Here is a 12,980-nt window from a genome sequence, read left to right as displayed (position 1 = left end):
CAGCAGCGGATGCGGCCGGTCGACCCGAGACTGCTCACCCACGCCCGCACCACCCGGGCCTTCCTCGCCGGGTCCGTCCTGCTCGGCGCGGCGGGCGCGGTGCTGGTGGTGGTCCAGGCCGGCCTGATCGCCGAGATCGTGGTCCGGGCCTTCCAGCAGCACGCGTACGGGCTCACCGGGCCGCTGCTGTGGCTGGCCGCCACCGCGGTCGGCCGGGCCGCCGTCGCCTGGCTCACCGAGCTGACCGCGCACCGCTCGGTCGCCCGGGTGAAGTCCACCCTGCGCGGCCGCCTGCTGGAGCACGCCACCGCGCTCGGCCCGTCCTACCTGGCGGGCCGGCGCACCGGCGAGCTCACCGCGCTCGCCACCCGCGGCATCGACGCGCTGGACGACTACTTCGCCCGCTACCTGCCGCAGCTGGCGCTCGCCGTGGTCGTCCCGGTGGTGGTGCTGGCCCGGATCCTGGGCGCCGACTGGGAGTCGGCCGCCGTCATCGCCGCGACCCTGCCGCTGATCCCGCTGTTCATGGTGCTGATCGGCCTGGCCACCCAGGCCAGGATGGACCGCCAGTGGGAGGGCCTGGCCCGGCTCTCCCACCACTTCCTGGACGTGGTGGCCGGGCTGCCCACCCTCAAGGTGTTCGGCCGGGCCAAGGCACAGGCCCGCACCATCGCCCGGGTCACCGACGAGTACCGCCGGGCCACCCTGCGGACCCTGCGGATCGCGTTCATCTCCTCGTTCGCCCTGGAACTGCTCGCCACCCTCTCGGTCGCGCTGGTCGCCGTCTCGGTCGGCTTCCGCCTGGTCGACGGCACCCTCGGCCTGGAGACCGGGCTGCTGGTGCTGATCCTCGCCCCCGAGGTCCACCTGCCGATCCGCCAGGTCGGCGCGCTCTACCACTCCAGCGTCGAAGGGCTGACCGCCGCCGGGCAGATCTTCGAGGTGCTCGAGACCCCGCTGCCCGCCGCCGGGACCCGCCCGGTGCCACCGCTGCGGGGGGCGGACATCACCCTCACCGGTGTCACCGTCACCCACCCGGGCCGCACCGCCCCCGCCCTGGACGGCGTCACCCTCACCCTCGGACCGGGCACCACCACCGCACTCACCGGCCCCAGCGGCGCCGGAAAGTCCACCCTGCTCGCCGTCCTGCTCGGCTTCACCCCGCCCACCGCCGGGAGCGTCCGGATCGGCGGCACCGACCTCGCCGACCTCGACCCGGCCGAGTGGCGCCGGCAGATCGCGTGGGTCCCGCAGCACCCCCAGCTGTTCGCCGGCACCATCGCCGACAACGTCCGCCTCGCCCGGCCCGACGCCACCGACCAGCAGGTCCGCGCGGCCCTCGCCGCCGCCCACGCCACCGACTTCGCCGACCCGGCCGCCGTGCTCGGCGAAGGCGGCGCCGGACTCTCGGCCGGCCAGCGCCAGCGGATCGCGCTGGCCCGGGCCCTGCTCGCGGACCGCCCGCTGGTCCTCCTGGACGAGCCGACCGCCAACCTCGACGGCGAGAGCGAGGCCGCCGTGGTGGACGCCGTCCGCGCCCTCGGCGAAGGCCGCACCGTCCTGCTGGTCGCCCACCGCCCGGCCCTGCTCGCCGTCGCCGGCCACCGCCACCACCTGCCCGGCCCCCCGCTGCCGCCCACCGCCCCCGCCCAGCACGACCTCCCCGCCCCGGCCGCCGCCACCGCCGCCCCGCGGACCGCCCCCGAGGAGCGGGACGACGCCCCGCCGGCCACCCCCGCCCGCCCCCGGCTGGCACGGTCCGTGCTGCTCGGCTCGCTCGCGCTCGGCTGCGCCGTCGCGCTGATGGCGACCTCCGGCTGGCTGATCTCCCGGGCCTCCCAGATGCCGCCGGTGCTCTACCTGATGATGGCCGTCACCTCCGTCCGGGCCTTCGGCATCGGGCGCAGCGTCTTCCGGTACGCCGAGCGGCTGACGGCGCACGACACGGTGCTCAAGGCACTCGGCGGCGTACGGACCGCCGTCTACGCCCGCCTGGAGCGGCTGGCGCCCGCCGCACTGCCCGGCTACCGCCGGGGCGACCTGCTCGCCAGGCTGGTGTCCGACGTCGACGCCGTCCAGGACCACTACCTGCGCTGGCGGCTCCCGGCCGCCGTCGCGCTCACCGTCTCGCTGGCCGCCTCGGCCGCGCTGGCCGCCTTCCTGCCGGCCGCCGGAGTGCTGCTCGCCCTCGGACTGCTGCTGGCCGGCGCCGCCGTGCCGGCCCTCGCCACCCTGGCCGGCGGCCGGTCGGAACGTCAGCAGGCACCCGCCCGAGGCGAGTTGGCGGTCGCCGTGGTCGACACCCTGACCGGCACCGCCGAACTGACCGTGGCCGGCGCGCTGCCCGCCCGGCTCACCGCCGCCCGCCACGCCGACCGTACGCTCACCCGGCTCGCCGCCCGCTCCGCCGCCATCGGCGGGCTGTCGGCCGGGCTGACCGCGCTGGTCACCGGCCTGACCGTGACCGCCGCCGCGGCCGTCGGCGTGCACGCCGTGCGAACCGGCGCGCTCCCGGGCGTCTGCCTGGCACTGGTGGTGCTCACCCCGCTGGCCGCCTTCGAAGCGGTGGCGGGCATGCCGACCGCCGTGCTCCACCGCGAACGCAGCCGCGCCGCCCGGGCCCGGCTGGCCGAACTGGCGGACACCCCCGACCCGGTCACCGAGCCCGCCGACCCGCGGCCGCTGCCCGAGCAGCCGCTGCCGCTCGCCGTCCGGGGCCTCACCGCCCGCTGGCCCGGCCAGGAACGGGACGCGCTGCGCGGCCTCGACCTGGACCTCGCACCCGGCCGCCGGATCGCCGTGGTCGGCCCGTCCGGCTCCGGCAAGACCACCCTCGCCCACGTGCTGCTCCGCTTCCTGGACCAGCGGGCCGGGACCGTCACCCTCGGCGCGGGCCGTCCACAGGGTGTGGACAGCCGTTCGATCCCCGGTGACCTGGTCCGCCGCACCATCGGCCTGTGCGCCCAGGACGCCCACGTCTTCGACAGCTCGCTTCGCGAGAACCTCCGCCTCGCCCGACCCGGCGCCGACGAGGCCGAACTGCGGGCCGCCCTGGCCGCGGCCCGGCTGCTCGACTGGGTGGACACCCTCCCCAGGGGCCTGGACACCATGGTCGGCGAGCACGGCGCCCGGCTCTCCGGCGGCCAGCGCCAGCGCCTGGCGCTGGCCCGCGCGCTGCTCGCCGACTTCCCGGTGCTGATCCTGGACGAACCCGCCGAGCACCTGGACCTGCCCACCGCCGACGCCCTCACCGCCGACCTGCTCGCCGCCACCGCCGGCCGGACCACCCTGCTGATCACCCACCGGCTGGCCGGCCTGGACGACACCACCGTGGACGAGGTGCTGGTGCTGGCCGACGGCGCCGTGGTGGAGCGGGGCCGCTGGTCCGACCTGGCCGCCCGCCCCGACAGCCGCCTGAGCGCGATGCGCGCACGCGAGCAGCGCGCCGACACCCTGCTCACGGCGGTCTGACCGCACACCGCACGGACAGTGGACAGACCGCACAAAAGGGGCGCATCGCTCTAGGCTCGACCCATGGAGACCCAGCCGTCCGGCCACCCCGAGCAGCCCCCGGCGACAGCACGGCCCGCACCCCCGGCCCGACCCCGTCGGCCGGCCCGCCCCGAGCCGTCCGACCGGCCCGACCAGGCCCCGCACCGGGTACCCGAGATCGCCTCCCTCGGCCTGGACACCCTGGTCACCGAGGTCTCCGAACGCCTGCAGTCCGCCGCCGCCGTCACCGACCGGATGCAACGCCTGCTGGAGGCCGTCGTCTCCGTCGGAGCCGGCCTCGACCTGCACGCCACCCTGCACCGCATCGCCACCGGCGCCGCCGAACTGGTCGACGCCGAGTACGCCGCCCTCGGCGTGGTCTCCCCCCACGGCACCGGCCTGTCCGACTTCATCCACGTCGGCATCGACGACGCCACCGCCGCCGCCATCGGCGAACTCCCCTCCGGCCGCGGCATCCTCGGCGCCCTGATCGACAACCCCGAACCGCTGCGCCTGGCCGACCTCGGCCAGGACCCCCGCTCCACCGGCTTCCCCCCGCACCACCCGCCGATGACCTCCTTCCTCGGCGAGCCGATCCGGGTCCGCGAAGAGGTCTTCGGCAACCTCTACCTGACCGGCAAGAAGGGCGGCGCCGGCTTCACCCCCGAGGACGAACAGGTGGTCCACGCGCTGGCCGCCGCCGCCGGCGTCGCCATCGAGAACTCCCGCCTGTACGAGGACGGCCGCCGCCGCGAACGCTGGATCGCCGGCGCCGCCGCCGTCACCACCGCCCTGCTCTCCTCGGACGAGGCCAAGGTCGCCCTGACCGTCGCCGCCGAACAGGTCAGGGAACTCGCCGACGCCGCCGTCGGCATGATCCTGCTGCCCACCGTCGACGGCCGGATGCGGGTCGCCCACGCCTCCGGCGAGGTCGCCGAGTACCTCAACGGCGAGCTGATGCCACCGGGCAGCTTCGCCACCCACCTGATGGCGGGGGAGAGCGTCTTCCTCGACGACATGTCCTCCGACCCCGCCGTGGTGCTCCGCCTCGCCCGCCGCTTCGGACCCTCGATGGCCCTGCCCATGGTGTCCTCCGGCCGGGTGCTCGGCGGCCTGTGCGTCTGGCGGCAGCGCGGCTCGGCCCCGTTCACCGACGACGAGAAACAACTCGCCCAGACCTTCGCCTCCCAGGCCGCGCTCGCCCTGCGGCTCGCCGAGGGCCAGCTCGACAAACAGCGCCTGGCCGTCTTCCAGGACCGCGACCGGATCGCCCGCGACCTGCACGACCTCGTCATCCAACGGCTGTTCGCCACCGGCATGATGCTGGAGAGCGCCGCCCGCCGCGCCGTCGTCCCCGAGGTCAGGACCGGCATCGGCCGGGCCGTCGACGAACTCGACGCCACCATCCAGGAGGTGCGCACCACCATCTACGCCCTCCAGCACGGCGACGCCGACGACGAACCCGACACCCTGCGCACCCGCGTCCTGCGCGAGGGCAGCCAGGCCGCCGCCGTACTCGGCTTCAAACCGACCATCACCTTCACCGGCCCGCTGGAGAGCCTGGTCGGCGAGAAGACCTCACGCCAACTGCTCGCCGCCCTCCGGGAGATGCTCTCCAACACGGCCCGCCACGCCCGCGCCTCCCGGGTCGCCGTCGAGATCGACGCCACCGTCCACCTCGACGCCGAGGGCCACCCCGTACCGGGCGACCCGGAGTCCCTGGAACGGGCCGGCAAACCCGGCGTCCTGCTCACCGTCACCGACGACGGCATCGGCATCCCGGACGGCGGCCGCCGCAGCGGCCTGCGCAACCTCGCCCGCCGGGCCGAGGTCCTCGGCGGCGACGCCTGGCACGAGCCCGGCCCGCACGGCAAGGGCACCCGGGTCCGCTGGACCGCCCGCTACTGACCGGCCCGCCACCCGCGGCCGCCCCACCCTCAGGGCAGCAGCGTCTCGATCACGGCCGCCACCCCGTCGTCGTCGTTGCCCACCGTGTGCCGCGCCACCGCCGCCAGCACCTGGGGATGAGCGTTGGCGACCGCGTACGCGCTGCCCGCCCAGGCGAGCATCTCCAGATCGTTCGGCATGTCACCGAAGGCCACCACCTCCGAGCGGTCGATGCCCTGCTCGGCACACCACCGCGCCAGCGTGCTCGCCTTGGTCACCCCCCGCGCGCTGATCTCCAGCAGCGCCACCGGACTCGACCGGGTGATCTCCGCCAGCGCACCCGCCACCACCCGCGCCCTGGCCAGGAACACGTCCGGGTCCAGCTCCGGATGCTTGGCCAGCAGCTTGAACAGCCCGCCCACCCGACCGTCGCCGAGCAACTCCTCGGCCGCGGCCACCGGATGGTCCTCGTCCGACCCCCACATCCGCAGCTCGTACCCCGGCTCCCGGGCGAAGCCACCCGGGTACTCGAACGCGAACGACGTCCCCGGCAGCTCGGCCCGCAGCGCCTCCACCACCGCCAGCGCGTCCGCCACCGCCAGCGGGAAGGTCTCCAGCAGCTCACCGCGCCGCACGTCCACCACCGCGCCGCCGTTCGAGCAGATCGCCACCCCGTGGCCGCCGATGTGCGAGCTGAGCTGCGCCATCCAGCGCGGCGGCCGGCCGGTCACGAACACCACCTGGACACCCGCCCGCTCGGCCCGGGCCAGCACCGCGGCCGTCCGCTCGGAGACGGCGCCGCTGGCGCACAGCAGGGTGCCGTCGAGGTCGGTGGCGATCAGGCGGGGGCGGGGGGAGGTGGTCACCGCTCCATCTTCGCTCACCTGCGCACCGGCCCGGGAGAGGCATGCCCTCCCGGGCCCGCGCCCCGGACCGTGCTCAGCCGGTCCGCAGGGTCAGCGCGGCGGTGTGCAGCGTCCCACCGGTCCGGAACTGCACGAACAGCCGCCAGTCACCGGCCGCCGGCAGCTCGGCGTGGAAGCGCAGCGACGGCCCGCCGCCGCCGTCCGCCGCCGCGCCCTCCGGGTGCAGGTGGGCGAAGGCCAGGTCGCCCGCGTGGAAGGCGGTCAGGTGCCCGAAGGTCCCCAGGTACGGCTGCAGGTCGGTGACCGGCTGCCCGTCCCTGGTCACGGTCAGGCCCAGCTCGCCGCCCTTCGGCGCGCCGCCGTCCACCGTGACGGTGTAGCCGTCCACGGTGGCGCTCCCGGCCGCCGCCGGCAGCGGGACGGGGCTCGCCGCGCCCGGTACGGTGACCTGCTCGCCGAGCACCAGCGCGCCGCCCTTCCCGGGGCCGCTGTCCGGCGTGAACGAGGCGTACAGCCGCCAGTCGCCCGCCGCGAGCGGCTCCAGCGCCGCGCGCCAGGTACCGTCCGGGCCGAGCTCCGGGTGCAGGTGCTGAAAACCGGTCAGGTCGGAGCGGATCGCGTAGAAGTGCAGCTGCTCGGTCTGCTCCGGCACGTACGCGGTGACCGGCGCGCCGTCCGGCCCGGTGATCCTGAACCGGTACTCCGAGCCGGCGAGCGCTCCCGCCAGCCGGTAGCCGTTCCGCTCCGCGGCCAGGCCGGACCCGGCGGCCGCACCGGCCGTCCCGGTCGTGTCGTGACCGGCCATGCCGTGACCTGCCATGTCGTGGCCGGCCGTGTCCTGCCCGGCGGTGGCGTGGCCGTGGTTGTGGCCCTGGTGCGGCGAGCCGGCCGGTGACGCGCAGGACGTCAGCGCGACGGCCAGCAGACCGGCCGCCGCCGCGGCGGACAGCGCACGGCGCAGTGGATCGGTGGTGGGGGTGGTCCTCACGGGTGTGTCTCCAAGGGTGGTACGGACAGGATGCCGATGACCGGATCCCGGACGGGTCCGGCCGCGCCCGTCACGTCCGCGAGACGCACACCCGCAGCAGCACCGCACGCCCCCGCGCCGGCGGCGCCCGGCACCCCGACACCGGCGCCGCCACCGGACCGGCGCCCGCCGCGGGCCGCCGCGGCAGCGGCCCGAGCGGCGCGGGCCCGGGCTTGCCGACGGTCACCCCCGACGCCCGCGCCGGCGTTGCCACGCACAGCCCGTCCGGCCGTTGCACCGTCGGGGTCCGGCCGGGGCCGGCCTGCTGGTGGTGGTGCGCTCCGACGGCCACGGCCCGGTGGCAGCCGGCCGCCGCGGCCGGGTCACCGTGCATCAGGAACAGCCCCAGCAGCAGCGCGCACAGCACCCCGAACCGGGGCACCGCCCCACCGCGTACCGCCATCCCCGCCCCCGCCACCCCGCCGTCCGTCCGACCCGCACCGGCCGCCCTGCTCAAGGTACCCCCACCCGGTATCGCGACGGGATCCGCCGGGCGTCCGGGCACCGTCCGGCTTCCCGAGGCTCCGGGTCCTGCACTACGGTCGACCCGCATGCCGCTACGGGGGAGGTAACCGCATGGCGATCGAGCTGCCCGGTGAAGTCGTGTCACTGCTGTCGTTCATCGGGATCAACTGGCCGACGGTGAACGAGGACAGCGTGCGGGAGTTCGCCTCGCACGTCAGGGAGTTCGCCGGGAACGTGGAGTCCGCCCACCGCGAGTCGACGGCGACCGTGCACGCGCTGGGCGCCGCCTACGAGGGCGCGTCGTACGAGGCACTGCTGGCCAAGTGGTCGCAGCTGTCGGACAGTCACTTCAACGAGCTGGTGCAGGCCTGCCACGCGGTCGCGACGGCGCTGGACGTGGCCGCGGACGTGATCGTGGCGATGAAGCTGGAGACCATCGCCGAGCTGGTGGTGCTGGCGGCGGCGCTGGTGGCGGACCAGGCGGCGGCGGTGGCGACCCTCGGGGCGGCGGAGGCCGCGGTGATCGCCATCGAGGAGGCGAGCAAGCGGCTGGTCAACTACCTGGAACAGCAGCTGGAGCAGTACGTCATCGGGCAGGTGATCGAGGCCGCGATCGACCCGCTGGTCGAGGTGGTCGCGGGCGCGGTGAGCGGGCTGGTCTTCGAGGCGGCGGAGTCCGCACTCGGGGTGTCCGGCGGCGGCGGGGGCACGGGCTTCCGGATCGACCCGGACGCGCTGGACGAGCACGCCCGGCTGATGCACGACCACGCCGAGACGGTGGCCGGCCACGCGCAGGCGTTCCAGGCCAAGGTCGCCGGGGTGAGCTTCGAATGAGCAACCAGATCGTCAGAGCGCTGGAGCACGGCGCGCAGAAGCTCGGCAGGACACTGGCCGAGGACGCCGGCAAGGCGCTGAAGGGCTTCTACCGCAAGGCCGGCGACAACCTGAAGAAGGTCGCCCACAACCACCGCGAGACCGACGCCAAGCACGCCCGCGACCTGGAGCGGATCCTCAAGGGTGAGGACGGCAAAGGGCTGCCGCACCCCCGCTCGGGCGGCGGCGCAGGGCGGGGCGGCGGCTCGCACCCGCGCGGCCGCGGCCGCGACCAGGTACGGAGCCCGCGCACCGAGGGCCGACGGCACGACTCGCGCTGCCCGGGCGGCGAGCCGGTCGACATGGCGACCGGCCGGATGTTCATCGACCAGGTCGACGCGGACCTGCCCGGGTCGCTGCCGCTGCAGTTCACCAGGAACTTCGAGTCCGGCTACCTCGCGGGCCGCTGGATGGGCCCCAGGTGGCTCTGCACCTTCGACGAGCGTCTGGAGATCGACGAACAGGGCGTCGTCCACCTTCGCGCCGACCGGATCACCCAGGCCTACCCGCATCCCGAACCCGGCCTGCCCGTCTTCGCGTCGGCCGGCTCCCGGCACGAACTCGACCTGCACGAAGGCGTCTTCACCGTCACCGACCCCGCGGCCGGCTTGGTCAAGGAGTTCACCCCCACCCCCGAGGGCGACGAGGCCCTGCTCACCCGGGTCCGCGACCGGCACGGCCGCCACTACACCCTCGTCTACGACGCCGACGGCGTCCCGCAGTCCATCACCCACTCCGGCGGCTACCGGCTGCTGGTCACCGTCGACGCCGACCGCATCACCGCCCTGCGCCTCGCCGGGGCCGGCGACAACGGCGGCGACGCGCTCCTCATGCGGTACAGCTACACCGACGGCCACCTCAGCGCCGTCTACAACTCCTCCGGCAAGCCCATGCGCTTCGCCAACGACGCCACCGGCCGCATCCTCTCCTGGACCGACCGCAACGACTCCCGGTACCGCTACACCTACGACCACCTCGACCGGGTGGTCGACGAGGGCGGCACCGACGGCTTCCTCCGCTTCCGCTTCGGCTACGGCGACCCCGATCCCACGACCGGCCTCAGGACCCACACCGAGACCGACGCGCTCGGCCACACCACCACCTACCTGGTCAACGAGCACGCCCAGATCACCTCGCGGACGGACCCGCTCGGCCACACCACGCTCACCGAACGCGACGAGTTCGACCGCCTGCTGGCGGAGACCGACCCGCTCGGCCACACCACCCGCTACGCCTACGACGGCGCCGGCGACCTGGTCACCATCACCCGGCCCGACGGCCTGCAGAGCACCGCCGAGTACGCCGACGGCCTCGCTCTGCCCACCGTCATCACCGCACCGGGCGACGTGACCTGGCGGCAGACCTACGACGGCCGCGGCCGCCGGGTCACGCTCACCGACCCGCTCGGCGCCGTCACCCGCTACGAGTACGACGACCTCGGCCACCCGGTCTCGGTCACGGACGCGCTCGGCGCAGTCACCCGCCTGCGGTGCGACCCGGCCGGGCTCCCGGTCGAGGTGACCGGCCCGACCGGGGCCACCGCCCGCTACCAGCGGGACGCCTACGGCCGCACCGTGGCCATCACCGATCCGCTCGGCGGTGTCACCCGGATGACCTGGACCGTCGAGGGCCGCCCGGCGAGCCGGACCACGCCCGACGGCGCCACCGAGACCTGGACCTACGACGGCGAGGGCAACCGGACCGCCCGCACCGACCCGCTCGGCCGGACCACCACCTTCGAATTCACCCACTTCGAGGCCCTCGCCGCCCGCACCACCCCCGACGACGCCCGCTACACCTTCGGCTACGACGAGAACATGCAGCTCGTCTCCGTCACCGACCCCCTCGGCAAGCAGTGGACCTACGCGTACGACGCGGCGGGACGGCTCATCGGGGAGAGTGACTTCCACGGCCGCACGGTCGGCTACGGCTACGACGCGGCCGGGAGCCTGACGGAGGTGTCCGACGCCCACGGCCGGCAGACCCGCTACCGCTACGACCGGCTCGGCCGGGTCGTGGCCAAGGAGGCCGACGGCCGTGTCACCACGTACCGGTACGACGCCGCCGGCTGCCTGACCGGCGCCGCGGATCCGGACACCCGGATCACCCGGACCGTCGACGCACTCGGCAATCTGCTGACCGAGACCGTCAACGGACGCACCCTCGTCCACCACCGCGACGTCCTCGGCCGCCGGACCCGCCGCATCACACCCGCCGGGCACACCAGCGACTGGACCTACGACCCCGACGGCCGGCCGACCGAACTCACCACGTCCGGCGGCACGTTCGACTTCTCCTACGACGCGGCCGGACGCGAGTGCGAACGGACCGTCGACGGCACGCTCACCCTCAGCAGCGCCTGGGACGGCCGGCACCGGCTCACCGGCCAGACCCTCCGCAGCCGCTCCGCCACCCTGCAACAGCGCGACTACCGCTACCGCGCCGACGGCCACCTCATCGGCGTCACCGCCCAGGTCGGCGGCGGGCGGAGCTTCGAGCTGGACGCGATCGGCCGGGTCACCGCCGTCCGGGCCGAGAACTGGACGGAGAGCTACGCCTACGACCCGACCGGCAACCTCGTCGACGCCCAGTGGCCCGCCGCCGAGCCGGCGAGCGCCGCACTCGGCGCCCGCACCTACCAGGGCACCCAGCTCGTGTCCGCCGGCCGGATCCGGTACGAGTACGACGACCGCGGTCGCACGGTCCTGCGGCAGCGGACCCGGCTGTCCAGGAAGCCCGACACCTGGCGCTACACCTGGGACGCCGAGGACCGGCTGACCGGCGTCGTCACCCCGGACGGCACCTCCTGGCGCTACCGCTACGACCCGCTCGGGCGCCGCACCTCGAAGGAACGGCTCGCACCTGACGGCTCGGCGGTCGAGGAACGCGTCGAGTTCACCTGGGACGGCTCGCACCTCGCCGAGCAGACCACGCACGCCCCGTACCTGCCGGGTCCCTACACGCTCAGCTGGGACCACCAGGGCCGGCGTCCGCTGGCCCAGACCGAGACCATCACCACCCACGAGTCCGCCGGATCCGCGCAGGACCGGATCGACCGCCGGTTCTTCGCCATCGTCACCGACCTCGTCGGGACCCCCACCGAACTCGTCGACCCGGCCACCGAGACCCTCGCCTGGCGCACCACCACGACCCTGTGGGGGAGCACCACCTGGCCGAGCGACAGCGCCGCGTACACGCCCCTGCGCTTCCCCGGCCAGTACTTCGACCCCGAGACGCGGCTCCACTACAACCTGCACAGGTACTACGACCCGGAGACCGCCCGCTACACCTCGCCGGACCCGCTCGGGCTCACCCCCGCGCCCAACCCGGACACCTACGTCCACAACCCGCACACCTGGTCCGATCCGCTCGGCCTCTCCCCGCACCCGCCGCGGCCGCCGATGCGGTGGGACCACAACAACATCGACGCCAAGTACGACAAGCACGTCCTGGGGCAGGGGAAGCGTCCCGGCGAGAAGGCCGACATGCCCGAGTACCAGGACCGGGACAAGGACGACGACGGCTTCGGCCGGTACGAGCAGGACGCGGAGCACCTGATGAACCGCCCCCTGGCCCCCGACATCCGGGAGGTGGACCGCGCGAGCGACGGCGCGGTCCTGCGACTGCACACGCCCACGGGCCGGCTGGTGTTCGGGCAGAATGGCAAGATCACGAACTTCTTCCGGCCGGACGACCCGATCGAGTACATGGACAAGGAGAGCAAGCGCTAGTGGGAGCCGACTTCGAACGGGAGTTCTCGCAGGCGTTCACCGCCAAGGGGTGGCGCACCGGGATCACCCCTCGGGAGGCACTGGACCGGTGGCAGCGGTTCGCCACCGACTGCGAGGCCGGGTTCCCCTGGGACCTCGACGACTACCTCAACGACCTGTCCCTGCGAACGGTCCTCTCCGACGTCCTCCCCCGGCTGGCCGGCCCGGAGGCGGGCGGCCTGCGGGACGCGATCGGCCGGATCGACCCGGCGGTCCGGCAGGTGCTGACCGACGACTCGTTCCCGTCCTACCCGATCGACCAGTGGTGGCTGCGCAACAGCCCGTCGTACGCGGCCCGGAGCTTCTGCGAGGAGTTCGAGGCCGCGTACGGCGTCCGCATCCGCCGGCAGTCGCGCTTCGACGACGACGTGGCCGAACTCTCCCGGCTGGTGTCCACCGGCCTCGGGCCGGCCGACGCCTGCCTGCGCCTACGGGCCTCGGGGCGCTACGCCACCACCGCGGACGGCCTGTTCCTGCGCGCGGCCAAGCAAGGCCTCGGCCTCGACCGGCGGGCCGCGAGGGTCCTCTGGTCCTGGCTCACCGGGACCATCACCGACGCCGAACTCCGCTCCTCCCTCGACCAGGTGTGACGACCGGCCC

8 protein-coding genes are annotated in these 12,980 nt (G+C 74.7%); 5 read left to right on the top strand and 3 right to left on the bottom strand.

Annotation, left to right across the window (positions count from 1 at the left end; genetic code table 11):
- The first annotated feature begins 9 nt into the window (after positions 1-9).
- Both cydD and AB0D08_RS14415 read left to right on the top strand, forming a co-directional pair.
- On the top strand, positions 10-3,471 hold the full coding sequence (gene cydD, locus AB0D08_RS14420; protein WP_359888734.1) for a thiol reductant ABC exporter subunit CydD: 3,462 nt from the start codon (positions 10-12) through the stop codon (positions 3,469-3,471).
- 63 nt (positions 3,472-3,534) lie between these two features.
- The gene (locus tag AB0D08_RS14415) at positions 3,535-5,400 is read left to right on the top strand and encodes a GAF domain-containing protein (protein WP_233289022.1); all 1,866 of its coding nucleotides are present in this window, start codon (positions 3,535-3,537) and stop codon (positions 5,398-5,400) included.
- Between the two features lie 29 nt (positions 5,401-5,429).
- On the opposite strand, the gene AB0D08_RS14410 is transcribed toward AB0D08_RS14415, so the two are convergent.
- The 3 genes from AB0D08_RS14410 to AB0D08_RS14400 form a co-directional block, all read right to left on the bottom strand.
- Positions 5,430-6,245 (bottom strand): HAD family hydrolase, encoded by an 816-nt coding sequence (locus AB0D08_RS14410; RefSeq protein ID WP_051812383.1) that lies wholly within the window; start codon positions 6,243-6,245, stop codon positions 5,430-5,432.
- 73 nt (positions 6,246-6,318) lie between these two features.
- On the bottom strand, positions 6,319-7,233 hold the full coding sequence (locus AB0D08_RS14405) for a hypothetical protein (protein ID WP_033820390.1): 915 nt from the start codon (positions 7,231-7,233) through the stop codon (positions 6,319-6,321).
- Positions 7,234-7,303: 70 nt separating this feature from the next.
- Complete coding sequence (locus AB0D08_RS14400; protein ID WP_359888699.1) at positions 7,304-7,675, bottom strand: hypothetical protein; 372 nt, start codon at positions 7,673-7,675, stop codon at positions 7,304-7,306.
- Between the two features lie 173 nt (positions 7,676-7,848).
- Between AB0D08_RS14400 and AB0D08_RS14395 the strand changes: the two genes are divergently transcribed.
- The 3 genes from AB0D08_RS14395 to AB0D08_RS14385 are packed head-to-tail and all read left to right on the top strand — an operon-like array spanning position 7,849 to position 12,970.
- Positions 7,849-8,571 (top strand): WXG100 family type VII secretion target, encoded by a 723-nt coding sequence (locus tag AB0D08_RS14395; RefSeq protein ID WP_359888697.1) that lies wholly within the window; start codon positions 7,849-7,851, stop codon positions 8,569-8,571.
- Complete coding sequence (locus AB0D08_RS14390) at positions 8,568-12,341, top strand: RHS repeat-associated core domain-containing protein (RefSeq protein WP_359888695.1); 3,774 nt, start codon at positions 8,568-8,570, stop codon at positions 12,339-12,341. Before AB0D08_RS14395 ends, AB0D08_RS14390 begins: the two co-directional genes overlap by 4 nt.
- Positions 12,341-12,970, top strand: coding sequence for a hypothetical protein (locus AB0D08_RS14385; RefSeq protein WP_033823633.1), 630 nt, complete (start codon positions 12,341-12,343; stop codon positions 12,968-12,970). The genes AB0D08_RS14390 and AB0D08_RS14385 overlap by 1 nt, the downstream gene beginning before the upstream one ends.
- Positions 12,971-12,980: the final 10 nt, after the last annotated feature.

The organism is Kitasatospora sp. NPDC048540 (assembly GCF_040651175.1).
Classification (GTDB): Bacteria; Actinomycetota; Actinomycetes; order Streptomycetales; family Streptomycetaceae; genus Kitasatospora.
This window is presented reverse-complemented; position numbering and strand designations above follow the sequence as displayed.